The organism is Pilimelia terevasa, assembly GCF_014647915.1.
Lineage (GTDB): Bacteria > Actinomycetota > Actinomycetes > Mycobacteriales > Micromonosporaceae > Pilimelia > Pilimelia terevasa.
In genome coordinates, this window is record NZ_BMQC01000017.1 from 12,580 (window position 1) to 37,162 (window position 24,583).

Here is a 24,583-nt window from a genome sequence, read left to right on the forward strand (position 1 = left end):
GCGGGTGTGCTCGCGCCTGGCGGTGCCCGCCGGACGGGTGGTGCCGTACCTGTCGTCGGTGGAGCGCTCAGCCGTCGCCGCCGGGGGGCGCCTGCGCGCCCGCGGGGGTGCCGAAGTCGTTGACGTGCAGCGCGATGCGCGGGTCGTCGACCTCGTAGTAGCCGACGGTGTCGTACGAGGTCGTGACGAAGTCCAGCCGGCCGTCGCCGGTGAAGTCGGCGACGGCGATCCGGGCCACCGAGTCGGTGGTGACGCGCTCGCGTACGACGACCTGCCCCGCGGCGTCGAACTTGTAGTACATGACGCCCTGCACCGGCTCGGGCCCGCGCAGGGCGACGAGGAACTCGTCGTCGCCGTCGCCGTCGAAGTCGGCCGCGACCACGTGGTGGGCGACGGCGTCGTGGGTGTCGTCGGGCCGGGGGAAGACCTCCAGCTCGCGGCGCTGCCACGGCGTCGTGAAGTCCAGCGCGCCCGGCGGGCGCAGGTACACCGCGAGGGTGTCGCCGTGGAACGGCTCGACCGCGAGGATCAGCGCGTACTCCTGGCCGCCCACGGTCCCGACGGCGAGGTTCCCGCTGCCGGAGAACTCGTGCTCGGGGAACTCGTGCGAGCGCTGCGGCGCGACGCCGGTACCGAGGCGGTGGTGCCGCCAGCGCCCGTCGTCGCCGTACCCGAGCCAGGTCAGGCCCTCGGCGGAGGCGAGCAGGAACGAGTCGCGGTCCGGCCGCGGCGTGCCCGGCAGGGGCCGCGCGACGACCCCGTGGATGATCCTGAACGACGCGGCGTCGATCTCCTTGCCGGCCCACGGCCCGTCGCCGGCCACGTCGTCGGGCCGGTCGTAGATCATCGTGCGGACCGGCGCCGCGACGCCCGCCGCGCCGCCCTCGGGGCCGACCACGGGCAGGGCGGCGACCTGGAGGTGGTCGCCGGTGAAGCGCCCGACCCGCACCCGGTGGGTCGCCACCAGGTCGGCGATGGGGCGCTGCCGCCACTGCCCGTCGGAGTCCGCGGCGGTCGGGTTCTGCAACCACGAGATCTTGCCGTCGCGCGGGCCGCAGTTGAACATGCAGTTGCCGTAGTCGTGGCAGATCACCAGGTCCGGCCGGCCGTCCCCGGTGAGGTCGGCCGAGTCCAGCGCGACGGGCTTGTCCATCGTGGCGATGGTGCGCCGCTGCCAGGAGGGGTTCTGGTACCAGACCACCTCGCCGTGGGTGAGGCCCGAGGCCACCAGGTCCATCCGGCCGTCCCCGTCGATGTCGACGGCGTGTACCCAGTAGCCGTCCCGCGGGTCGGCGTCGATGACCGTGGTGCGGAAGCGTGGTGTGTGGTCAGCTGGCACGGGCGACTCCCCTGCGACGATGCGTTTGCCCTGGTCAGGCACCTTCCCGCCCCGCAGCGTAGTAACCGGTGGCGCCGTCGTGTGCGGGTTCGGCGAGAGCCGGCCACCCCCGGCCCGGCCCGGGTAGGCTCGGCGGTCCGGCGGCCGCTCCGGCCTGCCCGAGTCACCCGACGACCTGGTCCGCCGCGACGTACCGCCACCGCCGGCCGCATCAGGCGCGCCGGCCACTGACCCTGCTGTACCAGGAGGACTCAGCCTCGCCGGCGCTGGTCCAATGCGCGGTGACGGTGTAGGTGACCGCCTCGCGCGGTGCGGCGGCGGGGATGGCGGCCGGGTCGTCCATCCTGCTCGGCAGCCCGTTGGACGAGGAGACACCACTTCTGCGGAATCCCAGTGCCCTCGGGGTAAGGCGCGCGGGCGTCGGGAAGAAGCGTGCCCGCCCGCGGATGACAAAACTGCCGCACGAGGTGTACTGCAGGGAGCTGGCTTCCGGCCTGGGTTTCAACCCGGCCCTGAGTCTGGCTTTCAACCCGGCGCTCGGGATGACCGAGGCCAGCCCGAAGGCGTCCAGGCCCCCGTCGCCGACCTCCCCGGTCGGGTCAACCGTCCACAGCTCCCAGTAACGGTTCTCCGTTGCGTTGATCTTGTGCTTGGCGTACTCGTCCAGCGCGTTCCCGCTGATGGACGCCCAGGTGTCACCCTGCCAGTAGACGACGGTAAAGGTTCGGGTCACCTCCTGAATGATCAGTCCCCGCTGCGGCGGGTTGACGTGCCACCTGCGGATCCGGGAGAAATTGCCCAGGTATCCCTCCTCCCGCGCGGGTAGGAGCGAGTCCGAAAGCACCGGCGCGGCCACACGGGCCGGACTCTTCCGCCCAGCGACAGCCTGCCGTGCGCCGGCGGGCCTCCCTGAGCCCTTGCGGACCAGCTTTCCCCGCTGCACGAGCGCCGTCACCGCCCGGTTGCCGGCCACGCGCTGGAGGTCGCGCACCGCCGCGGCGTCGGTGGCTATCGCGGCGGTCGATCGGCGGGCGGCGGATTCGGGTGGTCGCCACGAATCCGCCTGCGCGTGTCCTGTCCTCTCGCGCACCCACACCCCCGGCCGGCCGGACCACTGTCCCGACCGTACCGCCCCCTCTGTCGCCCGCGAGTCGCAACAGATCGGCAGGATGTGGGCGGCGCGCCCAAGGACGCCCGGCACCGCGGGGACATTGGTCGGCCACGAACGGGCGATTTTCTCCGCCGAGGCACCGCCCTAGTGTGGGAGACCCGGCCGCTGCCCACAAGGGAGCCACCGCGCATGGACCCCACGGACGTACTCGCCCAAGCCGCCGCCCAGGCCCTCATCCAGGTCGCCGCCACCGAGGCATGGTCCGCCTACCGGCCCCGGGTGGCCGCCCTGTTCGCCCGCGCCGGTACCGACGCGAGCGCCCGGCTCGACCGCACCCGCGCCGCGCTCACCGCAGGTGGCCAGCCCGCCCGGGAGGAGGGGCGCTGGGAGGCGGAGTTCGGTCGCCTCCTGCACGGGCACCCCCACCTGCGTACCGAGATCCGGGCGCTCGCCGACGCGATGGCCGGGGCGGCACCGGCCGCGCAGGTCCTCCACTCGCCCGGCGCGCAGGTCGGCGGCCACCAGGTCGTCTCCGGCCGCGACTCGATCGTGGACAGCCACAACACGTCCGACAACCGGCGGTACGGGTCGCTCATCGGCATGGTGCTGCTCGCCGCCCTCGGCGTCGCGGCGGTCCTCTACGCCGGGCCGCGGATCGTCGGCTGGGTCCGGGACGTGGGCGCCGCGACCGCCACCAGCCGGGTCACGCCCGACTCCACCTGCCGCGAGTGGGGCCGCGCCGACGACCTGACCCGTCGCCAGGTCATGCTCGACGCGGCCGACCGGCTGGGCCTGGGCGGCTACGGCAGCCCGCTGGCCCTGCCGCAGATCAGCTACCAGTGCTCGCAGCAGCCCGACCGCACTCTGCTGGACGTGGTGAGGCGCGAGGGTCCGGCGTTCTGAGCGGTGGCAGGTGCGCGCGACCGGGCGCCGCCTTGCGGCGGCCGGGCCCGCCGACGGCGCTCCCTGACGACCCGGCAATGCCCGGCCGCCCCGCAGGGTCCTCGGGCATCGGTCACGGCAGGGCCAGCGCCACCAGGCGGCCGGCGTTCACGCCGTACAGCGTCGAGTCGTCCATCGCGGGCCAGCCCAGGTCGACGACCGGCGGGCCGATCAGCGCGCCGGTGGCCGCGTCGAGCAGCCACCCGACATCGCCGCCGTCGAGGTAGACCCGGGCACCGCTGACGCGCAGGCGGGGTTGGCGCACGGTCGCCGGCGGCGTCCACGTCCAGCGCGGCGCGCCCGTGCGCAGGTCGTGGGCGGTGACCGCGCCGGCCGCGGTCGCCACGACGGCGTCGGTGGCCGACAGGCGCAGTGCCCAGGCGTCCGGGACCGACACCACCCAGTCCGGCGTGCCGGCGGCGGCATTGATGCGCTGCAGGAACCGCGACTCGTTCTGCACCATCACGATCAGGCCGTCGCCCGTGTCCGCGGTGGCGGCCGCGACGCCGCGCAGCGGCCGGCGCCACCGCACGTCGCCGGTCAGGGCGTCCAGCAGCACCCAGCTTCCCTCCCCCGCCAGCGGCGCGTGCGCCACCAGCCGGTCGGGCTGCCCGTCGGTGACGTCGGTCTCGCCGATCCCGGTCCGCGCGAGGCGCCACCGCAGCGCGCCGGTCGCCGCGGCGAAGCCGCCCACGTCGCGGCGGCTGCGGGTGGGGCGGAACTCGGCGACCAGTGCGTCGCCGTGCACCGCGCGGGGGCAGAACGAGGTCGACTCCCAGCCCGGGGCGCCGTCGCCGGGCCGCCGCGCCGCGGTCTGGTACCGCACCTGGGAGGGGGTGATCCAGTCGGCGACGCCTGCCACGACGTGGTCGCGTGCCGTCAGCAGGGTTGCGTAGGACCGGCGCACGGCCGGCAGGTCGGCCCGCCACCGCGGCGCGCCACTGGCGACCTCGACCGCCGTGAGCTGACTGCCGGTGACCGCGTACACGGCGCCGTGCCCGAGGGCCACGCCGCACTCCACCGGTCCGTCCGGCAGCGGCGACGACCACCGGACGGGGTCGGGGCGGGCACGCCGCCGCCCCGTGGCCGGCGCACCCGCGGCGGGGGCCGGCGTACCGAGGGCCAGCGCGAGCGCCCCCGCGGCGCCACAGCGCAGGGCGGCCCGGCGGCCCATCGGCGCTGACCCGGCCACCGCGGCACCTCCCTGCGGGCGTGGCTGCCTACCTCCGGCAGCCTGCCCGACCGGCGCGCACGCCGCCACAGTGGACGGCGGGAGCGCGAATTCCGACTTCCGGCCGGAGCTTCGCGCCCCGCCGCGGGATCAGCGCGCCGCCGGCAGGACGTACTGCCGCAGGAACTGGTTGATGTCGATGTCCTGGGCGGGCGCCCCGTCGTAGTGGCTGGTGTCCTGGGTCGCCGTCACCACCAGGCCCTTGGCGGGGATGACGCAGACGTACTGGCCGCCCCAGCCCCACGCCGACTGCACCTGTACGCCGCCGACGTCGGTCACCCACCAGCCGGCGCTGTACGCCTGTCGCCGGTCGGTGATCGTCCGCGCCTGGGTCACGGTCGCGGCGGGCAGGACGCGCTTGCCCCGGTACATGCCGTTGTCGAGGTAGAGCTGCCCGAAGCGGGTCAGCTCCCGCGCGGTCAGGTACACGTTGAAGCCGCCGGCCGACACCTGCTGGGGGTCGCGCGCCCAGCGCTCGGGGGCGATCTCCAGCCCGCCCAGTACCGTCTCGGCGGCGAACTCGCAGGTGCTCTTGCCGGTGACCGCCTTGAGCATGGCCGACAGGACGTGCGTGTTGCCGGTGCTGTAGTTGAAGCGCGTGCCGCTGCGGGGGCGGGACAGGATGCTGGCGACCCAGTTGCGGGACCGGGCGACCGTGTACTCCGTCTCGTCCTCCTCCCACTCCAGGCCGGAGGTCATGGTCAGCAACTGCCGCACCGTCACCCCGCCCTGGCTGGCGGGCACCTTCATCGTCTTGGACAGCGCCTGCGCCACCGTGGTGTCCAGGGAGAGCTGGCCGCGCTCGATCGCCACGCCCACCAGGGCCTGGATCAGGCTCTTGGAGGCCGAGTGCACGTTGTTGCTCTGCCGCCGGCTGCCGGTGCCGTAGTACCGCTCGTAGGCGAGCTTGCCGTTGCGGACCACCACCAGGCTGCGCATCGACGGGACCCGGGTCAGCGAGTCGCCGCCGCGGCCCAGCGCGGCGGCGTCCATGTTGTGGCCGGCCTCGGGCCGCTCCCGCCAGCCCACCAGCGCCGCGCCGGGCTCCTGGATGGGCGGGGCGTAGTCGTAGAAGCCGCCGTCCCCGACCGGCTTGCTGATCGTCGCGCACTGGGCGCGGGCGGCCGCCGCGCCGACCCCCTTCGCGGGACGGACCGGCGCCGGGCGGGCCGGGACCTTCCGGGCCGGCGCCTCGGCGGGGGCGGCCGCGGGCGCTGGTGCGGCGGACCCGGTGCCGGTGGCGTCGACCTGCGGCGCCGCCGGCGCCGCGGCCAGCTCCGGCCGGGCGCTGTCGGCCAGGGCCACGGTGCCGGCGCCGATGACCAGCGCCGCCGCGGCGGCGACGGCCCCGCGCAGGCCCACCCGGCGCCGACGCCGTCGGGCACCGTGACGACTCTCCTGGTTCCTCATGCCGACCGACCCCTCTCGACGAGTGACACGGGCAACTATCACGGTGGATGCCTTGGGTGGCCCATTGCGTTACCTGAAACCTTCCTTAAGATTCGCCGACACAGCCGACCAATGGCATGTAAGCCGACAACTCGACGGTGCTGGCGGGCCGCGAAAGTGAATACATTCCCGGCCCGACGACGGTTTTAGATCTTGCCAATTGATTGATATCCATAGTTCGATGACAGCGCGCCGAATCCCCACCGGCCGCGCGCCCCACCCCCCGTCAGGGCGCGGCCCCCACGCTCCGAGAGGTACCCCCATGCCTTCCCGTAACCGGCACCCCGCCCTGTCCGCTCTGGCCGCCACCGCGCTCCTCGGCGCCGGGGCCGGCGTCGCCGCACCAGCCGCCGCCGCGCCCGCCGACTCGGCGACCTGCGCGCCCTCGCGTACCGGCGCGGCGCCGACCGCGCGTCCGCTGCCCGGCCACGAGGCCGGCCACGTCGACCCCACCGACCTGGGCCCCGCGCAGGCGGCCGCGCGCGAGCGCGACTTCGCCGAGCGGCTGCGGCACCGCCCGGCGCTGCCCGGCCCCCGCGCGGTGGTCACCATCCCGACCGTCCTCCACGTGATCAGCAAGGACGGCACCCGGCCGGGCGGCTACATGCCCGACTCCATGATCGAAGCGCAGATGAAGACGATGAACGACGCGTACGCGGGCCGCATCGGCGGCGCGGCCACGCAGTTCCAGTTCCAGCTACTCAAGACGAACCGGGTCGAGAACGCGAGCTGGTACCAGATCAACTCGAACAACGAGCGAACCATCAAGGCGGCACTGCGGGTCGGCGGCATGGACACGCTGAACATCTACATCGGCAAGATCGGGGCACTGGGCTGGGCGACGCTGCCCGGCTCGCAGGACAAGGTCATGGACGGCGTGGTGATGCTCAACGAGTCCATGCCCGGCGGGACCCAGAGCAACGCCAACGAGGGCGACACCGCCACCCACGAGGTCGGGCACTGGCTGAACCTCTACCACACGTTCCAGGGCGGGTGCAGCGCCAGCGGCGACGAGGTCGCCGACACCCCCGCCGAGCAGACCTCGGCCTCCGGCTGCCCCACCGACCGCGACACCTGCCCGGCGCCCGGCGCCGACCCGGTACACAACTTCATGGACTACTCCAGCGACGCCTGCATGACCGAGTTCACCGCCGGCCAGGGCGAGCGGATGGCCAAGGCCTGGGCCGCGTACCGGGCGCCCGCCGCGTAGCGGCAGGCCCGGGCGCCGCTCAGGACGGGCCGAGGATCGCGCGGAACCGCTCCTCGGCCAGGTCGAGCTGGCTGCCGATGTGCCGCTTCACCGAGGGCGACACCGGGCTGTCCGGGCGGGCGATCAGGCCGCGCAGGATCGGCACCAGCGGGCGGTACTTGCGGGCCAGGGTCGCCGTCTTCGGGCCCGCCGTGTAGATGATGCCGACGCCGTTGTCGGTGAAGTCGGACGCCTTGAGCACCCGCGCCCACGGCTCGGCCGCCAGCGAACGGGCCAGGTGCTCGCGGTACTGGACGTGGCGGTCGCGGGCCGGGTCCCAGGCCGGGTTCGTGACCGCCGCGACGAGGCGGGCGACGCGGGCGCCGAACCGCTCGCCCAGCACCCGCAGCGCGCCGGCCGCGGCGGCGGGGGCGTCCGGGGCGAGGTCCGCGGCGTGGTCCTCGACCGCGTCGTGCAGCAGGCCGGCGATCACCACGTCGACGTCGCGGACCTCGTAGTGGTGGGCCAGCCGGATGGCGACCCGCAGCAGGTGGTTGACGTACGGCTCGCGGGTGCGGCGGTCGTCGCGGTGCAGGGTGCCGGCGAGGTCGAGGGCGTCCCGCAGGCGCTCCTGGTCGGCTTCGCCGAACCGCGCGATCTCGCGGCGGAACCGCTCCCGCAGCCCGTGCTCGCCGTGGACCTCGGTGATCGCGTGCATCGGCATCGTGCTCAGCTCGGGCAGCGACCCCAGATGCGGCTCTCCGGAAGGCGCCAGCCCGGAACGCGGGGAGTGCGGCGCCGGTGGATACGGCGACGGGTGCGGGGGCGGGGAGTGCGGGGGCGGCGGGCGTAGCGGTGCTGGTTCCATTCCCCACCGTACCCACGGACCCGCTCCCCCGCCGCCCCTGTGGCCGGGGACACGACCCGGTGACCGGCCGGCGGTGACGCCGGCGGCCCGGTCGGCGGGCGGCGGGGCGGCTGTCCACCTGCTACGGTCCTGAGCCGTCGATGTCTCGCACCGGGAGCCGCCGTGATCACCTGGGGCCACGCCGTGGCGGCCGTCGCGCTCTCCGGTGCGCTCCTGCTCGTCGCCGCCGGCATCGGCCACCTCCGGCACCCCCGGGTGTTCCGCGCCGGCCTCGACGTCCAGGCGCTGCTGCCGCGGCGGCTGCGCGGACCGGTCGCCGCGCTCGTCGGCCCGGCCGAGGTGGCCGTCGGCGCGGCGGCGCTGCTCGCCTGGGGCGCCGCGCCGGGGCTGCTCGGCTGGCCGCTCGCGGCGCTCGCCCTCTGCTACACGGCCTACACCGGGTACACCTGGGCACTCCTGCGGTGGCGACCCGCGGCGCCCTGCGGCTGCTTCGGCGGCGGCGCGCCCGTCACCGGGTTCGTGGTCGGGCGCGCGGGGGTACTCGCCGCCGCGGCATGGGTCGCCGCGGGAGGGGCGGCGGTCCTGCCCTCGGCGGCGGCCGGGCCGGCCGCGGTGCGGGCGCTCGCGATGGCCGCCGCCGCCGTACTGGCGGCGGCCGTGTGGCTCGTCCCGCTGCTCACCGGCGCGCCGCCCCCCGCCGACCGGGCGGGCCGCCCCGCGGGTCGACCGGGGAGCTGACCTGCACCGCTGGCCCGGGGGTCAGCGGTGCAGGGTGCGGGTGGCGTTGTCGAGGAGGCGCCGGGCGACGGTCGCCGGCTGCCTGCGGCGGCGGCGCCCGACCAGCGCGAGCACGCCGATGACGGCCGGCACGAGGGCGGCCGCCGCGGTCGTCCAGCGGCGGCGCGTCTGCGGGTCGGCCTCCCGGACGGCCGTGCGGGCGCGCTCCACCTGGGTGCCGGCGACCTCGCGGGCCTGCTGCCACCGCTGGGTGAGCGCCTCCGAGGCGCGGGTCGACATGTCGAGCCGGCGGCTCAGCTCCCGCACCGTGCCGAGGATCTCGGCGCGCGTCTCGCGCAGTTCCCGCTGGAGGTCGGCCGCGGGCGGGCGGACAGAGGCCGCCGCCGCGTGGGGGGTTGTCGCCGCTGCGGGCGAGCTTGCCGCCGCGGGCGGGGTCGCCGACGGCGCGTCGTCGGTGTCCGGCTTCCCGCCGCGCCGGTTCTGCTTCGGGGACGCCGTCGCCGGCTGGGCCGTGTCAGTCATCGGTGAACTCCCTGGTCATCGCCGCGACCGGCCGCCGCGGACGTCATCGACCGCCATGCCCCGCCGCGGACCTGCGGAAACCCGCCGCGCCGGAAGTACCCGATCTGATGACCGCGGCCGTCGTCCGCGGCAGCGACCCGGTGGTCGCGGGGTGCGCCGGCCGGAGGCGGCGGGAAGGGTCGCGGGGTGGCGGGGTGACGGTCGGCGGAGCGCCGCCCTGGCCGGTGAACGCCCGTCAATCACCACTATCCTAATCGGACAATGTCACGCCCTGTCGATGCCGGGAGGCAGCACTGTGGAACGGGTGGCCGTCAGCGTCCATGCCGCGGATCCCATCTCACGGTTGGGAATGGCGACGCAGTTGCGTCCCCGCCCGGAGCTGCACGTGCTCTCGGCCACCGAGGAGGCCCCGGACGCGCTCCCGCTCGTCGTCGTGGAACGCCTGGACGACGAGGCGGTGGGCCTGCTGCGCCGGCTGCACCGCGGGGGCGCCAAGCGGCTCATCCTCGTCCCGGCGACCATCGACGACCTGGGCCTGTCCGCCGCGGTGGAGCACGGCGTCGTCGGGCTGGTCCGGCGCAGCGAGGCCAGCGCCGAGCGGATGGCGCACGTCATCATGGCGGTCGCGCGCGGCGAGGGGGCGCTGCCCGCGGACCTGCTGGCCCGGCTGATGGCGCAGATGGGCCGCCTCCAGCGCCAGGTCCTCGAACCGCGCGGCCTCAACCTGCTGGGCCTGTCCACCCGCGAGGTCGAGGTGCTGCGGCTGGTCGCCGACGGCCACGACACCCGGGAGATCGCCGCGGAGCTGTCCTACTCCGAGCGGACCGTCAAGAACGTCCTGCACGACGTCACCCGCCGCCTCCAACTGCGCAACCGGGCGCACGCGGTGGCCTACGCGCTGCGCAACGGCCTGATCTGACGCCGGTCCGGCGGGCGCGGGTTCACACCTTCCGGTAGCCGGCCTGGACGAAGCAGTACCCGCCGTAGGTGGCCAGGCCGGCGGCCACGCCGATCAGCAGGTACCCCCCGTGCGGCTGGTCGGCCAGGCCGCGCAGGGCGGCGTCCAGCCCGCGGGCGCGGGCCGGCGCCGAGGTGACCCCGGCGACGACGAGCAGGGCGCCGGCCAGCGCGTACGCCGCACCCTTCGCGGTGTAGCCCACCGCGCCCGCGGCGAGCGCCAGGCGGCGCACGGCGGCGGTCATCCGGCCGGTGTGCAGGTGCTTGCGGAAGCCCCGGGTGACGCCGTAGACGGCCAGGCCCACGCCGATCGCGGCCACCACCACGCCGGCGGCCACCACCGCCGCGCGGCCCGGGCCGGTGTCCATGAGCCGCGCGCTCACGGCCTGCTGCTGGTCGGCGCCGGAGCGCGCGGCCCGGGCGAGCACCTTCACCGCCGTGGTGCCCAGGTACGCGTAGACCACGGCGCGGCCGGCGGAGACCAGCCGCTCGGCGGTCCGGCGCGCCCCGCTGCGGCCGCGGTGCCCGACGGCGGCCTCCAGGAGCTGCCACAGGGCCATCGCGGCCAGGCCGGCGGCGATGCCGCCGACCAGCGGCCGGCCCATCGGCTGGGCGGCGAGGTAGGCGAGCGCGCCGCTCTGGTCGCCCTCGCCGGCCGGGGCGCCGACGGCGATGCGGTACGCCAGCCAGGCGATCAGCAGGTGCAGCACGCCGAAACCGGCCAGCCCGAACCGGGCGGCGGCGGCCAGGGCCGGGTGCCCGGCGGTACGGCGGGCGGTCCGCTCCGCCTCGGCGACGGCGTTCACGGCCGGACTCTGTACTGCACGGCTGCTCCTGTCTCGGGGTGGCCGGACAGTGCCCGCGCCGCCGCCCGGACAAACGCCTACCGGTTCGCCAGCGCCCGCAACTGCCGGAGGATGTCGGCGCCGGACACCGGCCGGGCGAAGTGGTAGCCCTGCGCGGCCGGGAAGCCCAGTTCGTGCAGCCGGTCGGCCTGCGCCGTGGTCTCGACGCCCTCGGCCACGACGCCGAGGTTGAGCCCCTGCGCGATGTACAGCGCGGCCGTGGCGATCGTCGCGTCGGCGTCGCTGTCGGCGACGTGGTCGATGAACAGCTTGTCCACCTTGAGGATGTCGACCGGGACGGCGCGCAGCAGGGCCAGCGAGGAGTGGCCGGTGCCGAAGTCGTCCAGCGCGACCGCGACGCCGAGGTCGGCGATGCGGCGCAGGGCGGCGGCGGCGACCTGGTTGTCGAAGACGGCGGTCTCGGTGACCTCGATGGTCAGCCGGTCGGCGGGCAGGCCGGTGCCGTCCAGGATCTCGGCGACGCGGGCGGCGAAGCCGGCCTCGATGAGCTGCCGGGCGGACACGTTGACGCTGACCCGCCACGGCTGGGCGCCGCTGTACCGCAGCCAGCCGGCTGCCTGGCTGCACGCCTGCACCAGCACCCAGTCGCCGATCGGGACGATCAGCCCGGTGCGCTCGGCGGCGGGGATGAACTCGTCGGGCGGCACCGCGCCGCGGGTCGGGTGGGCCCACCGGATCAGCGCCTCGGCCCCGGCGATCCGGCCGTCGGGCAGGCGCACGACGGGCTGGTAAACGAGGGTGAACTGCGCCTCGTTGAGGGCGCGGCGCAGCTCGGCGCCGAGCTGCACGTCGTTGTTGACCCGCTCCTCCAGGCTCTCGCTGTAGTGCACCCGGCGGCCCTTGCCGCCGGACTTGGCCGCGTACAGCGCCAGGTTGGCGCGGTGCAGCAGCTCACCGGCGTCGGCGCCGGTCCGCGTCTCGGTGGTACCCACGCTGACGGTCAGGACCAGGTCGTGGCCGGTGATGTCGACCGGCTGCCGGACGGTCTGGTCGATCCGGTCCAGCACCCCGGCGGCGTCGGCGACGGACAGGTCGCGCAGCAGCACCGCGAACTCGTCGCCGTCGAACCGGGCGACCAGGTCGCTGGCGCGCACGCTCGCGCACACCTGGTGGGCCACCAGCAGCAGGAGCTGGTCGCCGAGCGGCCGGCCGACGTGGTCGTTGACGGCCTTGAAGTTGTCCACGTTGATCAGCGCCAGCGTGCCGGTCTGGCCGGCGGCGGCGCGCTGCTCCAGCTCCTCCTCGAACTCCCGCCGGTCGATCAGCCCGGTCAGCCGGTCATGCCGGCGCTGGTGGTCGAGCTGGCGGTGCATCTGGCGGAGCTGGCGGGTGCTGACGTCGACCTGGCGCAGCAGCAGGTCGTTGGCGTGCACCGCGTTGAACTGCCGGTACAGGACCAGGCCGATGAGCGCCGTGGTGCCGGCGGCGACGGGCAGCAGGCTGCGGTGGTCGCCGCGCCACGCCACCACCAGCAGCAGGCCCGTGGTGGCGGCGGCGGACAGGTACGGCATGAGGCTGAACGCGGGTCCGCTGGGCCGGGCGGCCTGCTCGCCGTCGCGGGCGCGCCGCTGCCGCCGGGCGGCGAGCGCGTACCCGAGCGCGGTGGCCGGCAGGGCCAGGACCACCGGCCGGATGTGCAGGGCGGCGACGGTCAGCGGCGCGACCAGGCCCAGGCCGACGCCCAGCCCGATGCCCCAGGCGGCCCGCTGCACGGCGGCCGGCGAGACGGCGGCGTCGTCCACGAGGGTGACCTTGACGAAGCCGACCGCGGCGACGGCGGACATCACCATCATGCCGGCGAACATCTTCCAGCCGCCGCCGGGCAGCACCCGCACGGCCTCGCCGAAGGACAGGTGCCAGGCGAACACGCCGGCGGTGGTCAGGACGATGGCGGCGTCCAGGCTGACCCGGCGCACGGCCGGCGCGGTGACCGGCCGACGGGGCAGCCGCAGCAGGCCGACGACCATGACGGCGGCGCCGAGGACGTTGAGCCAGCGGGTGACGTTGCTGGGGGCCAGCTCGGTGGCGGCCCGCACCGACTGGTACAGGTGCAGCGCCGAGCCCAGCGACACGAGCGTGATGGCGGAGCCGGTGCTGTACCAGAACTGGCGGCGGCCGGGCGCCGGGCGGATCTCGGCGGCGAGCCGCCAGCAGGTGAGCCCGGCGGCCAGGCCGCTCAGGACCGTGGCCAGCCACGCCGCGGTCGCGGGCAGGAGGCCGAGCGCGACCGCGACCAGGCCGGCGACGCTGACGGCGACCAGGCCGGCGGTGAGGCCGAACAGGCGTGGGAAGGCACGGTAGAACAGTTGCCGAGTCCGCACGGCGCCGCCTCCCCTCGTCCTTACCGAGCGGATCGGCCGTGGTGCGCCGGACGTGAGCCGTTCTCCCAGGGTCCGCCAAGAAACCGCGGGTGTCGTGCGGTGTCCGCGCCCGGGTGGGGCGGTTGTCCGGTTAGCCGATCGCGGCGACGCGGCCCACGACGCGGGCGGCCAGCCGCTCGACGAAGGCGACCGGGTCGCCCTGCGGCAGGACCTGCACCTCGGTGACGCCGAGGGCCGCGTACGCCTCGACGTCGGCGAGGAACGCGTCGACGTCGTCCAGCGGGGACCTGACCGCCATCACGGTCATCTCCACCGAGGCGGGGTCGCGGCCCTGCGCCGCGCAGTGCTCGCGCAGGACCGCGCACTTGTGCGCCACGTCCTCGACGCTGCTGCCGAAGACGTTGCCCAGGTCGGCGTACCGGGCCACCAGCCGCAGCGTCTTCTTCTCCCCGCCGCCGCCCACCATGATCGGCGGGTGCGGGCGGCGCAGCGGCGCGGGGACGCACAGGGTCTCGTCGAGCTGGTAGTACCGGCCCCGGTACGGGCCGTCGTCGTCGCTCCACATCTGCCGGCAGATCTGGAGGGTCTCCTCCAGCCGGCCGAAGCGCTCGGCCACCGGGACCACCGGCACCCCGAGCCCGCGCTGCTCCCGCTCGTACCACGAGGCGCCCAGCCCGAGCTGCGCCCGGCCGCCGGAGAGCACGTCCAACGTCGTCACGATCTTGGCGAGCAGGCCCGGGTACCGGTACAGCGCCCCGGTGACGAGCACGCCCAGCGTCATCCGCCGGGTGAGCGCGGCGACGTACCCGAGGGTGGTGTAGCCCTCCAGCATCGGCTCGTGGGCGCCGCCCCCGCGGTGTGCCATCTGGAAGTAGTGGTCCATGACGCTGAAGGAGTCGATGCCCGCCTCCTCCGCGGTCCGCGCCGTCCCGGCGAGCGTCGCGGCGATCCGCGCCGGGTCGTCCGGGGTGGAGAAGTTCCAGTAGTGCAGGCCCAGTCTCATGTGCACCTCCGCCGGTCAGCGTAATCGCGGCGGGGGTGCGGCGCGGCTGCTGCGCGGGACTACCCGCGCAGCAGGAGGACCGCCGTCGGCACCAGGACCGCCGCCGCGGCGGCCGCCGCCACCGCCGGCGAGCCGGCCGTCAGCAGGGAGGGGGGCGGCGGCCCGGCGCTGCGGCGGCGGCGCGCGGTGAACAGGGCCGCGCCGACCAGGAGCACGCCCACGACGAGCAGCACCAGCGCGGCGGCGGTGGCGCCGGGGAAGTACGTGGAGACCACCAGCGGCAGCGCCACCAGCGCGCCGCCCGCGGCGAGGCCCAGCAGGACCAGGTCGCGCAGGTACACCGCGGCCACCGCGAGCCCGAGCGCGGTCGCGAGCGGGACCCCGGTCCAGCCGCCCTGGTCGATGAGGAACAGGCTCGCCGCGACCGCGGTACCGGCGCCGAGGACCATCCCGGCCCGGCGCCCGGGCAGGACCCGGCCCCAGGCCAGCGCCGCCCACGCCACGCCGACCGCCCACGGGGCGGCCATCGTCGGCCCCTCCCCGTCGTGCAGCGCCGCGGCGGCGAGGACGGTCGCCTGGAGGCCCACGAGCGCGGCCGCCTGCTGCACCGCGCTGCGGTGGAACCACCACAGCGCCGCCGCGCCCGCCGCGGCCCCGGCGGTGACCACGAGCGGGCGGACGTCGCCGTCGACGCCGAGGCCGTCGTCGTCGACGGCCGCCGACAGCAGGATCGCGGTACCGGCCGCGGCGGCCAGCCACAGGACCGCCCGCAGCCGGCGGCCGGCGGCGTGCCGCACGGGCGCGAGCGCGCCGCCGAGCACGAGCGCGGCGGTGGCCGCGCCGAGCAGGGCCAGCCGGCCGGCGACCGGCAGGTCCGCCCACAGCGACCCGGCCAGCAGGCCGAGCGCGACGACCACGATCACCCCGCCGAGGTACCCCAGGCCCTCGACCACGAGCGCGTTGCCGCCGGCCGGGGCGGGCTGACCCGGCTCGGCCGGGGCGTCGGCCGCGGCGCGCAGGTCGGCGCGCACCCGCGCGGCGTGCGCCTCGGCGAGGACGCCGTCGGCGAGCCAGCGGTCGACGAGCGCGGACAGGTCGGGTCGCGGAGGCGAGGTCATCGGCCCATCCTGCCGCAGGCTCCGGAGCCGGTGTGCAGCAGCAGGCGCGCCAGCGCCGTCACTCCACGAACCTCGACACACTGGCCCGCTCACCGGCGGCTCCCGGTCAGCCCAGGGTCACGAAGCCCTCGTCCGGGGCGAAGTCGTAGGCGGCCCGCGAGTCCTCGGCGGCGACGTCCTGGTCGTAGACCGTCTCGACGCGGTACCCGACGGTCGCCGGGTCGCCGAGGCAGGCCAGGGCCACGGTGGCGACGTGGGTGTCGCCGGTGAACTCGGCGTCCCCGGCGCACAGCACCGGCGGTTCGTCGCGGTCGTCGACCCGGTACACGTCGACGTACAGCTCTCCCTCGGACACCCCGTACTCGACGTCGAAGTCCGGATCGGCGTCCCCGGTCGTCTCCAGCAGGATGTCGGTGTACGTGCTGTCGCTCGTCCAGTTCGGGTCGCCGACCGGGTCGCGCGCGGTCCGGGTGGCGTAGCGCAGCTCCAGCTTCGTGGCGGTCCGGGTCACCCCGGCGCTGACCACGTCGGCGTGCGGCACCTGGACGAGCTTGTCGTCGTCGTCGTAGACGTCCGCCTCCGGGTCGGTCGCCGACGTCCGCAGCGCCACCGCCGAGGCCGGGGGCGAGCCGGCGCCGCAGCCGGCCAGGCCCAGCGCCAGCGCCAGCAGCGCCGGCAGGACCGGGGTACGACGTGTCCGCATGTCGCGGTCCTCCTCAGGAATCGCGCATCCCACCGCGGACCCTAAGCGGGTTTGTCGATCTTCCGCCACCACCCGGCCGGACACCCGCGGTAAACCGTTCGGACGGCCGATGTCCACTCACCGACCAGTCCGTCCGCCGCGGCGGATTGACAGCAGATCTACAGGAATCGCGGAGGCGGCCCGGAGATCGGCCACGCAGAATCGACACAGTGTTGTCCGTCGGCGGCGCCGGTCGGCGGTGGATGAGTCGGATTGCCCGTTCCGGCACGACTGCCTAGGCGAGTGATGACCCAGACCACCAATATCGAATCGATGCCGGAGCACGGCGCTTCCGGCGACGCCACCACACCGCCGCGCCCGGCGGGCTCCCGCCTCGTCAACGTCGACGCGCTGCGCGGGCTGGCCCTGGCGGGCATCCTCCTGGTCAACATCGGCTACTTCGCGTCCGCGTACAAGGGCACCGGCATCCCGGACCCGGCATTCGCCCGGCCCGTCGACAGCACCGTCGCCTACCTCGTGGACCTCGTGGTCGAGACGAAGTTCTACCTGCTGTTCTCCTTCCTGTTCGGCTACAGCCTGACCCTGCAGATCACGTCCGCGCAGCGGCGCGGCGCGGCCTTCGCGCCGCGGTTCGTGCGCCGGCTGGCGGGGCTGTTCGCCATCGGGCTCCTGCACGCGCTGCTGCTCTTCCACGGCGACATCCTGATGCTGTACGCGACGCTCGGGCTCGCGCTGCTCGCGCTGCACCGGGTGCCCAGTAGGGTCGCCGCCGTGCTGGCCGGCGCGCTGGTCGTCGGCGGGGTGCACTACTACGGCGTGTGGGGCGCCCTGGCCTGGCACTGGGACACCCCCGACGGCGTGGACGCCGACGCCGTGCAGGCGTACGCCGCGACGGCCCAGGCCGCCTACCGCAGCGGGCTGGCCGACATCCTCGCCCAGCGCTGGGCCGACTACCAGGAGATGCTGTCGGTCCTGCTGGAGTTCCAGGCGCCCATCGTGCTGGCGATGTTCCTGGTCGGCATGGTGGCCGGGCGGGCACGGTTCCTCGCCGACCCCGCCCGGCACCGCCGCACCCTCTGGACCGTCGTCGTCGGCGGCCTGTTCGTCGGCGTGCCCGGCGCCGCGCTGTACGCCTTCGCCAACGCCCGCTACGTCGACACGGCGCTGGAGTACTTCGCCATCTCCTACAGCTACCTGGCCTCCCCGGCCCTGGCCGCGGCGTACGGCGCCGGGGCGATCCTGATCTTCGACGCCGCCCCGGCGGTGGCCCGGTTCCTCGCGCCGCCGGGCCGGATGGCCCTGAGCAACTACCTCGGCCAGTCGGTGTTCGCCGCGTTCGTCTTCACCGGCTACGGGCTCGGCCTGGTCGGCCGGGTGTCGCCTCTGGCCGCGGTTGGGACGGGCCTGGCGCTGTTCGCCGTACAGGTCTTCTTCAGCGCCTGGTGGCTGCGCCGCCACCCGTACGGCCCGGTGGAGTGGGCCCTGCGGGCGGTCAGCTACGCGGAGATCCCGCCCTGGCGGCGGTCGGGCGCGGCGTACGGCCGCGGGGGCGCCCACCGGGCGTGAGCCGGCGCCGCGGTCAGAGGCGGGCGGCGCGGAAGGACTGGAAGGTGAAGTTGGCGTTGTCGCCGCGGACGCCGACCCGGCCGGCCGCGCGGATCGCCCCGCAGCCGGTATCGCGGTCGGTGGCGCGCAGCACCAGCCGGTCGCCGACGGACAGGTACAGGCTCACCGCGCCGCTGGCGTGGTTGCGGGCCGAGGCCGACACCCACCGCCACCGGCCGTACGGGATCCGGTGGCCGGCGCGCTCGGCGAGCGTGTAGTAGGTGCCGCCGTTGCTGCTGCCGCCCGGGCACTTCTTCTTCAGGACCACGTGCCCGTCGCGGCGGGCGACGCTGGCGTAGTAGAGGTGGCGCTCGCCGCGGTACCGCAGGAACAGGTGGATGCCGTCCCAGTCGGTGCGCGGCGTGCTGCGGGTCGCGGTGAGGCCGGCGATGTTCAGCCTCGTGCGGACGGTGGTGTCGCGGAAGGTCGCGGCCTTCGTGGTGAGCCGGAAGACGGCCGAGTTGGTGCCGCTGGCCGAGCGGGCGTCCGGGGCGCGGTCGTCGGGGCGGCCGCTCCAGTACACGGACCCCGCCGACGTGCGCCGGGCGTACAGCGAGCCGCTGGTCATCTCCCAGGAGGGAGAGGTCAGGCTGCCGGCGCGACCGCGGTTCCAGTACGCGTACTCGTTGGTGACCAGCCGATTGCCCGCGGGCGGATTGGCGCCCCAGACCGTGGCGGCCGCGGCGGGGCCGGCGGCGACGACCGACCCGGCCGCCGCGAGGGCGAGTACGGCGAGCACGCTGGACAGACGCACGGTGATTCCTCCCCGTCGCCGCGGCGGGGGGTCGCACGGTCGACGGGTCCACTCCACCGGGCCGGCGGTGCGGACGCGGCTCCGCTCGGGTGCGGTCCGGTTGCGCCGCGGCGCCGCGGGCGGCCGGGCGCCCACACCGCACGCACCCGGAACCGCCCCGGTCACGGCGTCCGGCGGGCGGCCCGGCCGCGCAGGAAGCTGGCCAGCCCGCCCTCGGGCTCGCGGGCGATGAACACCGCCGAGGCCGCGATCAGCGCCTCCTCGGCGTGCGCGACGCACGCCCACGCGGTGTCGCCCCACGGGTCGGCGAGCTTGACCTCGGCCGACCGGCTGCACGGCCGGCCGTCGGCCTGGCCGACCTGGCACCGGGCCGGGGCGCCGCCGCGCCGGGCGACCTCCTCGGCCGCCTGCTTGATCAGGGTGAACCGGGCGGGCGGACCGGTCGGTGCGACCCGGTCGGCCTCCGGTACGGCGGTCGGCTGGCCGCACAGCACCACGTTGCCGTCGGGGTCGACGGCCCGCGCCTCGCCGCCGGGGGCGTGATCCGGGTAGCCGACGTGCTCGGTGGCGACGCCGGCCGCCGCCAGGGTGGCCAGCGTGCCGGCGAGGTCGACGACGTACACGTACACCGCCAACGGCAGCTCCACCTGCACCAGCGGCGGGTGCACCTCCGCCAGCAGGACCGTGTGTGCGCCGCAGCGCAGGTAGATCCAGCGGGCGTCGCCCGCGCCGCCCTCGCGGTCGACGACGAATCCGAACAGGCGGTAGAACGCCTCCGACGCGGCGGCGTCCCTGACGTAGAGCACCGGCACGACCGCCGCGACACGAGGATCCATAGCGACAAATCTACCTGTGTACCCGCGGCGGCAGCATCGCACCGGAGACGGAACCGCCGGGCGGGGCGCCCCCCTCCTCGCTGGTCGGCGGAGTTGCTCCACCCCCACGCACTGCTCCTCGTCCCGGGCCACCTGCTGCTCGCCGCGTTGGCGTTCACCGCCATCGGTGGGGCCGTTCGCCGGCGGCCCACGCGCTGAGAGTCAGCCCTGGTGGCCCAGCCACCGCCGGGTCACTCACGTTGACTCGGGGCAGGACTGCCGGGTCCCCGGGCAGCGCCGGTGGCGGGAATCGGCCAGGATGGGCGGGTCGACGGCGGCCGGGCGGCGCGCCGGAGGTGGCGGCGTCCGGCGGGGCCGGACCCGTGAGGGTGGGGGCGTCCGGCGGGGGCCGGGCCCGGGAAGGGGCTGCGGTGGCGCGCACGGTGCTCTATCTGGTCCGGCACGGCGAGCCCGCGCCCTCGGGCGCCGACCCGGGCCTGTCCGCCCGGGGCCAGCGGCAGGCCCGCCAGCTCGGGCGGCGGCTGCGCGGGGTGCCGTTCGCGGCCGTGCACCACGGGCCGTCGGCCCGCACCCGGGAGACCGCCGACGCGCTGCTGCGGGAGGCGCCCGAGCTGGCCGCGCACGCCTGCCCGCTGGCCGCCGACCGCACGCCCTGGCCCTTCCCCGCCGAGGCCGCGGACCTCACCCCGGCGCACCGCCGGTTCCTGGCCGGCGTACCGGAGCGGGAGCGCGACGAGGGCGCCGCGGGCCTGCGGGCCGCGGTCGACCGGCTGGGCCGGGTGGACGCGGCCGACCGGTACGAGCTGGTGGTGACGCACAACTTCGTGATCGGCTGGTTCGTCCGGCACGTCCTGGACGCCCCCGACTGGCGCTGGTTCGGCCTCGACCAGGCCCACGCCGCGCTCACCGTGGTCGCCTGGCGCGACGCCGCGCCGCCGACACTGGTGGCGTTCAACGACACCGGGCACCTGGGCGACGGGGGCGGGCCGGGGTACTGACCGCGGGACGGGCCGGGGTACTGACCGCGGCGCGGGCTGGTCCCGTTCGCCTCCCCGGTGCCCTCGACGAAGTGGCCGCGCGCGCCGCGGACTCGTCGTCGGGCTCAGGTGAGGCCCACCCAGTGGTCGGGATGGCGCAGCGGGCCGGACAGCCGGGTGGTGCCGTCGCCCCGGGCCGAGGCGAGCTGGGCGGCGGTGAGGAACAGCGCGTCGGTCAGGTCCGCCCCCCGCAGGTCCGCGCCACGCAGGTCGGCGCCGGTGAGGTCGGCGCGGCGCAGCGTGGCGCCGCGCAGGTCGGCGGCGATCAACTGGGCGCCGCGCAGGCTGGCCCCGGCGAGGTCGGCGCCGCGCAGCCGCCGCCCCACGAGGTCCGCGCCGGCGTGGTCGGCGGAGCGCCCCACCCCGGCCCGGGCCAGGGCGGAGGCCCGGCGCAGGTCGGGGTTGACCCGCGCGCGCAGCTTGGCCACGTCCAGGTCGGGCAGGGCGGCGGCCGGCAGCGCGGCCGCCGCGTCGAGCGCGGCGCGGGCGGCGCGCAGCCGCGCGTGCACGGGCCGGGCGGCCGGCAGCGCGAGCGCCTCGGTGACGTACCAGAGCAGTTCGTGGACCTGGCGCAGCACCGGGAAGGCGGCGAACATGGGCGCCGCCAGCTCCGGGTGCCGGCGCCAGTCCCGGCCGCCGAACGTCACCTGCGCCACCTGCTGGCCGGCGCCGAAACAGTCGAAGACGGTACAGCCGGCGAATCCCCGCTCCCGCAGGCCGGCGTGGATGCCGCAGCCGAAGTCCCCGGCGCGCAGGTGGCGGCACGGCTGGCCCGCCGGCTTGTCCACGGCGAAGTCCGCGCCCGCGGCGAACGCGGGCGCCACGCAGCACAGCGCGAAGCACCGCGCGCAGTCGGCGCGCAGGTCGCGTGCGGCAACGTCGTCCGGCACGGCGGCTCCTGTCGGCGGGTGGGCGCTGGCGGAGGTCCAGCGTAGTCACCCCGCCGACGCGGCGGCCGGTCCGTGCCTGGCGGTGCCGCGCGGTCGGGTCGCGGTCAGCCGGCGTCGCCGGTGGCAGGCTTCAGGGAGTCGAGCACCGTCCGCAGCGCGGCCTCGGCCGCGTCGGCGTCGACCCCGAGCGCCGCGACCGCGCCGTCGCGCGGACGGTCGGCGCGCAGCAGGGCCAGCAGCAGGTGCTCGGTACCGACGTAGTTGTGGTTCATCCGCAGCGCCTCGCGGACGGTCAGCTCCAGGACCTTCTTCGCCGCCGGGTCGTAGGGGATGAGGGCCGGCGACTCGGCACCCTCGGGGCCGGGCGGCACCGCCGCCGCCACGGCGGCCCGCACCGCCTCCGGGGTGACGTGCTGATCGGCGAGCAGGTGCATCGCCAGGCCCTCCGGCGCGGACAGCAGGCCGAGCAGCAGGTGCTCGGGGCGGATCTGCGCGTGCCGGCCGGCGCGTGCCTCCTCCTGCGACTGGACCACCACCGTGCGCGCGCGCTCGGTGAAGCGGCTGAACATGTTCGCGTCGCCCTTGGGCGTGAACCGCTGCTGCGCGGCCTGCTTGGTGACGCCGATGCAGCCGCCGATCTCGGTCCACGAGGCGCCGCTGCGGCGGGCCTGGTCCACGAAGTGGCCGATCAGGTGGTCGGCGATGTCGCTGAGGTGGTCCGCGGCCAGGACCGCGGCGGTGAGCTGCTCCAGGGGTTGGTCGGGGTAGCCGGTGCGGATGCCGTTGATGAGGTCGTCCAGTCGAATTTTCTCCATGCGTCAAGAGTAGGTTGACGTATGGAGAACGTCAACCTTTCCTTGACGATACGTCAGCTCACAGCACTCCGGGCGGCCCGGAAGTGACCGTCGTGGTCGATGAGCTGCGCCTTCAGGACCGGGGCGAGAAATGCGGAGTACGCAGGCGTCAAGTGGGTCAGATCCTGGTACGTCAGCAGGTTGCCGACGATCATCGGGCAGAGGCGCGGACCGCAGATCCACGGTGCCGGATCGATGACCTGCACCCCGTGCTCCGCGAGTCCCGCGGCGAGAAAGCGGCGGCGCTCCGGGCGGGGCAGAGCCGAGTCGGTCTGGGCCACGCAGCGGCGGGTGTCCTTCCGGTAGATCGCCATGCACGGCAGGACTCCACCACGCTGAAACGGCACAAAGCTGATCATGGCGACCCGCGTCGGCCCCAGCGCGCGGACAGTCTGCCGCCAGCCGTCCAGCCAGAACCGGTCGGTGTCGTCGTCGCCCCCCGACTGATACCGCGCCGACATCGAGGTCACGACCAGCGCCGGCCGCAGTTCCCGGATGGACTTCAGCGCGGCGGCCCGCCACCGCTGACATGCCTGGCCGCGCTGCGGCGTGGGCAACTCCGGGGCGACCGGTGGCGGTGGGCACTCATTGAGTGTCCACACCGACAAACGCCAGCGCCGTTCCTCGGCGACCCGGCGCAGCGCCGGGAACCAGTGGGCGGCATGGGAATCGCCGAACAGGACGACCGTCGTGGCGCTCGCGGAGTCGCCGTACATGCAGTGTGCGCGGATATGGGCGGCGGTGTGAGACTGCTGGCACTCCCCGTCATACACCGTGCCAGCGACCGCCGTCGAGCTGTCGAGGGCGGGCGTCAAGTTGGCCGGTACGGGGGCCGGCCCGCCGTCCGCGGTGGCGAGCAGGCGCCTGATCTCCCGCTCGGGATCGTCCGCGGCGGCGAGGCCCGCACCGACCTCCTTCGCGGATCCCCCGCCGATGACCCGCGGCGGGTTGGCCCACGTGGCTACCGCGAGCGCCGCCACGACGGCGGACGCGCCGAGACCGACGGCGACACCCCGCGCCGACCGACGCCGCAGCCGCCGCGAACGCCGGACCGGATTCTCCAGGAGGTGGTAGCTGAGCCAGGCCACGGCGAGGGCGGCACCGGCCAGGCCGCACCGGTGCCACACCGTCGCCTCTTCGCCGATCAGGGCTACGCCGAACAGCAGGAACGGCCAGTGCCACAGGTACCACCCGTAGCTGATCCGGCCGATGAACTGGAGCGGCGCGAGGCCGAGTAGGCGTTGCAGGAACTGCCGCGACGACCCCGCACCGGCCGCGATGACAGCGGCAGTACCGAGCACCGGGACGAGCGCGACGACGCCGGGAAAAGGAGTTCGGTCGTCGAAGAGCAGGACGCAGGCGGCGACCGCGGCCAGCCCGGCGCTGCCGAGAGCGACCCGTAGCCAGCCGATGAGCCCACGCGCCCGACCGTCGCCGACCGCGACGAGTGCCCCGACCCCCAACTCCCAGGCCCGTGCCGGCGTGGCGAAGTACGCCCACGATGGTGCGTGCGCGGTGAGGTACACGCCTAAGGCGAACGAGACGGCAACGCCGAGGCACAGCGTCGCCACGAGGCAACCGCGAAACCGGGCGCCGCCGCGGTCCCGGCGGTACGCCCACAGGAGCAGGCCGACCACCACCCAGGGCCAGACGAGGTAGAACTGCTCCTCGACGGCGAGCGACCAGAAGTGCTGGACGGGGGAAGGCGGCGTGTCCGCCGCGAAATAGTCCGTGCCGGTCACGGCCAGGCGCAAGTTGAGGAAGTAGCCGACGCTGCCGGCCACGTCCAGGGCGACCTCGCGCACCCGCAACGGCTGGAGCAGGTAGGTGCCCACCAGGACCGCCAACAGGACCGGCACCGCGGCGGGAATCAGTCGGAGCGCCCGGCGCGCGTAGAACGCCCCCACAGCCAGGCGTCCGTGGCTCTCCGCCTCCGCCAGGATCCCGCGCGTGATGACGTAACCCGACACCACGAAGAAGACGTCGACACCGACGTAGCCGCCGGCAGCCGCGGACACTCCGCAGTGGGCGACCACAACGGCCAGGACAGCGAGCGCCCGCAGACCTTCGATATCAGCCCTAAAGCCACCATTCGCCCGGCGTGACTGCGGTAGCGACCGCCGGCTCTCCGGTGAGGGGCTGGTCCGAGCAGTCCACGAGGCAGTGGTCATCGAGCTCGCATCTATCGTGTCGCGGGCAGGGAGCGTAGACGATACCCACCGGGCTGGTCGGGGTTCAACACGCGATGTC

At 75.3% G+C, this 24,583-nt stretch carries 22 protein-coding genes; 6 read left to right on the top strand and 16 right to left on the bottom strand.

Annotated elements, in window-relative coordinates; translation table 11 throughout:
* Positions 1 to 67: 67 nt before the first annotated feature.
* Entirely contained in the window at positions 68 to 1,339 is a 1,272-nt protein-coding gene (locus tag IEY75_RS17980; protein ID WP_189115553.1) for an FG-GAP repeat domain-containing protein, read from the bottom strand.
* Positions 1,340 to 1,550: 211 nt separating this feature from the next.
* Positions 1,551 to 2,330: a hypothetical protein gene (locus tag IEY75_RS17985; protein WP_189115554.1), complete on the bottom strand. Its 780-nt coding sequence runs from the start codon at positions 2,328 to 2,330 to the stop codon at positions 1,551 to 1,553.
* Positions 2,331 to 2,639: 309 nt separating this feature from the next.
* On the opposite strand from IEY75_RS17985, the gene IEY75_RS17990 reads away from it, so the two are divergent.
* Positions 2,640 to 3,353, top strand: coding sequence for a hypothetical protein (locus tag IEY75_RS17990; protein WP_189115555.1), 714 nt, complete (start codon positions 2,640 to 2,642; stop codon positions 3,351 to 3,353).
* A 112-nt stretch (positions 3,354 to 3,465) separates the two neighbouring features.
* On the opposite strand, the gene IEY75_RS17995 is transcribed toward IEY75_RS17990, so the two are convergent.
* Together IEY75_RS17995 and IEY75_RS18000 are read right to left on the bottom strand one after the other, a co-directional pair.
* On the bottom strand, positions 3,466 to 4,584 hold the full coding sequence (locus tag IEY75_RS17995) for an outer membrane protein assembly factor BamB family protein (protein WP_189115556.1): 1,119 nt from the start codon (positions 4,582 to 4,584) through the stop codon (positions 3,466 to 3,468).
* 129 nt (positions 4,585 to 4,713) lie between these two features.
* Positions 4,714 to 5,985, bottom strand: coding sequence for a serine hydrolase domain-containing protein (locus IEY75_RS18000; RefSeq protein WP_189115557.1), 1,272 nt, complete (start codon positions 5,983 to 5,985; stop codon positions 4,714 to 4,716).
* Between the two features lie 349 nt (positions 5,986 to 6,334).
* Here IEY75_RS18000 and IEY75_RS18005 point away from each other — a divergent pair, with 349 nt between their 5' ends.
* On the top strand, positions 6,335 to 7,282 hold the full coding sequence (locus IEY75_RS18005) for a zinc metalloprotease (protein ID WP_189115558.1): 948 nt from the start codon (positions 6,335 to 6,337) through the stop codon (positions 7,280 to 7,282).
* A 19-nt stretch (positions 7,283 to 7,301) separates the two neighbouring features.
* Here IEY75_RS18005 and IEY75_RS18010 read toward each other — a convergent pair whose 3' ends face one another.
* On the bottom strand, positions 7,302 to 7,985 hold the full coding sequence (locus IEY75_RS18010; protein WP_189115559.1) for an HD domain-containing protein: 684 nt from the start codon (positions 7,983 to 7,985) through the stop codon (positions 7,302 to 7,304).
* Between the two features lie 306 nt (positions 7,986 to 8,291).
* Between IEY75_RS18010 and IEY75_RS18015 the strand changes: the two genes are divergently transcribed.
* Positions 8,292 to 8,867: a MauE/DoxX family redox-associated membrane protein gene (locus IEY75_RS18015; RefSeq protein WP_189115560.1), complete on the top strand. Its 576-nt coding sequence runs from the start codon at positions 8,292 to 8,294 to the stop codon at positions 8,865 to 8,867.
* 21 nt (positions 8,868 to 8,888) lie between these two features.
* Here the strand turns inward: IEY75_RS18015 and IEY75_RS18020 are convergent, their stop codons facing one another.
* Complete coding sequence (locus IEY75_RS18020) at positions 8,889 to 9,389, bottom strand: hypothetical protein (protein ID WP_189115561.1); 501 nt, start codon at positions 9,387 to 9,389, stop codon at positions 8,889 to 8,891.
* 349 nt (positions 9,390 to 9,738) lie between these two features.
* Here IEY75_RS18020 and IEY75_RS18025 point away from each other — a divergent pair, with 349 nt between their 5' ends.
* On the top strand, positions 9,739 to 10,308 hold the full coding sequence (locus tag IEY75_RS18025) for a helix-turn-helix transcriptional regulator (RefSeq protein ID WP_229789872.1): 570 nt from the start codon (positions 9,739 to 9,741) through the stop codon (positions 10,306 to 10,308).
* Positions 10,309 to 10,330: 22 nt separating this feature from the next.
* Here IEY75_RS18025 and IEY75_RS18030 read toward each other — a convergent pair whose 3' ends face one another.
* The 5 genes from IEY75_RS18030 to IEY75_RS18050 form a co-directional block, all read right to left on the bottom strand.
* Complete coding sequence (locus tag IEY75_RS18030) at positions 10,331 to 11,152, bottom strand: DUF1206 domain-containing protein (protein ID WP_189115563.1); 822 nt, start codon at positions 11,150 to 11,152, stop codon at positions 10,331 to 10,333.
* Positions 11,153 to 11,229: 77 nt separating this feature from the next.
* Entirely contained in the window at positions 11,230 to 13,533 is a 2,304-nt protein-coding gene (locus IEY75_RS18035; protein WP_189115564.1) for a putative bifunctional diguanylate cyclase/phosphodiesterase, read from the bottom strand.
* A gap of 130 nt (positions 13,534 to 13,663) precedes the next feature.
* A complete protein-coding gene (locus tag IEY75_RS18040) occupies positions 13,664 to 14,536 on the bottom strand; it encodes an LLM class F420-dependent oxidoreductase (RefSeq protein WP_189115565.1) in 873 nt (290 codons plus the stop codon).
* A gap of 59 nt (positions 14,537 to 14,595) precedes the next feature.
* Positions 14,596 to 15,654, bottom strand: coding sequence for a DUF2157 domain-containing protein (locus IEY75_RS18045; protein ID WP_189115566.1), 1,059 nt, complete (start codon positions 15,652 to 15,654; stop codon positions 14,596 to 14,598).
* Positions 15,655 to 15,760: 106 nt separating this feature from the next.
* The gene (locus IEY75_RS18050; RefSeq protein ID WP_189115567.1) at positions 15,761 to 16,357 is read right to left on the bottom strand and encodes a hypothetical protein; all 597 of its coding nucleotides are present in this window, start codon (positions 16,355 to 16,357) and stop codon (positions 15,761 to 15,763) included.
* 285 nt (positions 16,358 to 16,642) lie between these two features.
* On the opposite strand from IEY75_RS18050, the gene IEY75_RS18055 reads away from it, so the two are divergent.
* Positions 16,643 to 17,923, top strand: a complete 1,281-nt coding sequence (locus IEY75_RS18055; protein WP_229789870.1) for a DUF418 domain-containing protein — start codon at positions 16,643 to 16,645, stop codon at positions 17,921 to 17,923.
* Between the two features lie 13 nt (positions 17,924 to 17,936).
* Here the strand turns inward: IEY75_RS18055 and IEY75_RS18060 are convergent, their stop codons facing one another.
* Positions 17,937 to 18,716, bottom strand: coding sequence for a hypothetical protein (locus IEY75_RS18060; RefSeq protein WP_189115568.1), 780 nt, complete (start codon positions 18,714 to 18,716; stop codon positions 17,937 to 17,939).
* 161 nt (positions 18,717 to 18,877) lie between these two features.
* Positions 18,878 to 19,552, bottom strand: a complete 675-nt coding sequence (locus tag IEY75_RS18065; protein ID WP_189115569.1) for a VOC family protein — start codon at positions 19,550 to 19,552, stop codon at positions 18,878 to 18,880.
* 410 nt (positions 19,553 to 19,962) lie between these two features.
* Between IEY75_RS18065 and IEY75_RS18070 the strand changes: the two genes are divergently transcribed.
* The gene (locus IEY75_RS18070; RefSeq protein ID WP_189115570.1) at positions 19,963 to 20,550 is read left to right on the top strand and encodes a histidine phosphatase family protein; all 588 of its coding nucleotides are present in this window, start codon (positions 19,963 to 19,965) and stop codon (positions 20,548 to 20,550) included.
* 104 nt (positions 20,551 to 20,654) lie between these two features.
* Here the strand turns inward: IEY75_RS18070 and IEY75_RS18075 are convergent, their stop codons facing one another.
* The 3 genes from IEY75_RS18075 to IEY75_RS18085 form a co-directional block, all read right to left on the bottom strand.
* On the bottom strand, positions 20,655 to 21,479 hold the full coding sequence (locus IEY75_RS18075) for a pentapeptide repeat-containing protein (RefSeq protein ID WP_189115571.1): 825 nt from the start codon (positions 21,477 to 21,479) through the stop codon (positions 20,655 to 20,657).
* Between the two features lie 104 nt (positions 21,480 to 21,583).
* Positions 21,584 to 22,294: a Clp protease N-terminal domain-containing protein gene (locus IEY75_RS18080; RefSeq protein WP_189115572.1), complete on the bottom strand. Its 711-nt coding sequence runs from the start codon at positions 22,292 to 22,294 to the stop codon at positions 21,584 to 21,586.
* Positions 22,295 to 22,347: 53 nt separating this feature from the next.
* Entirely contained in the window at positions 22,348 to 24,504 is a 2,157-nt protein-coding gene (locus IEY75_RS18085; RefSeq protein ID WP_189115573.1) for an acyltransferase family protein, read from the bottom strand.
* Between the last annotated feature and the right edge of the window lie 79 nt (positions 24,505 to 24,583).

What these genes read in the sequence shown, in the direction of transcription:
- IEY75_RS17990 (WP_189115555.1), top strand. Translation starts at nt 2,640, where the DNA reads ATGGACCCCACGGACGTACTCGCCCAAGCCGCCGCCCAGGCCCTCATC.
- IEY75_RS18005 (WP_189115558.1), top strand. Translation starts at nt 6,335, where the DNA reads ATGCCTTCCCGTAACCGGCACCCCGCCCTGTCCGCTCTGGCCGCCACC.
- IEY75_RS18010 (WP_189115559.1), bottom strand. Translation starts at nt 7,985, where the DNA reads ATGCCGATGCACGCGATCACCGAGGTCCACGGCGAGCACGGGCTGCGG.
- IEY75_RS18020 (WP_189115561.1), bottom strand. Translation starts at nt 9,389, where the DNA reads ATGACTGACACGGCCCAGCCGGCGACGGCGTCCCCGAAGCAGAACCGG.
- IEY75_RS18025 (WP_229789872.1), top strand. Translation starts at nt 9,739, where the DNA reads ATGGCGACGCAGTTGCGTCCCCGCCCGGAGCTGCACGTGCTCTCGGCC.
- IEY75_RS18040 (WP_189115565.1), bottom strand. Translation starts at nt 14,536, where the DNA reads ATGAGACTGGGCCTGCACTACTGGAACTTCTCCACCCCGGACGACCCG.
- IEY75_RS18045 (WP_189115566.1), bottom strand. Translation starts at nt 15,654, where the DNA reads ATGACCTCGCCTCCGCGACCCGACCTGTCCGCGCTCGTCGACCGCTGG.
- IEY75_RS18050 (WP_189115567.1), bottom strand. Translation starts at nt 16,357, where the DNA reads ATGCGGACACGTCGTACCCCGGTCCTGCCGGCGCTGCTGGCGCTGGCG.
- IEY75_RS18055 (WP_229789870.1), top strand. Translation starts at nt 16,643, where the DNA reads ATGACCCAGACCACCAATATCGAATCGATGCCGGAGCACGGCGCTTCC.
- IEY75_RS18065 (WP_189115569.1), bottom strand. Translation starts at nt 19,552, where the DNA reads ATGGATCCTCGTGTCGCGGCGGTCGTGCCGGTGCTCTACGTCAGGGAC.
- IEY75_RS18080 (WP_189115572.1), bottom strand. Translation starts at nt 22,294, where the DNA reads ATGGAGAAAATTCGACTGGACGACCTCATCAACGGCATCCGCACCGGC.
- IEY75_RS18085 (WP_189115573.1), bottom strand. Translation starts at nt 24,504, where the DNA reads ATGACCACTGCCTCGTGGACTGCTCGGACCAGCCCCTCACCGGAGAGC.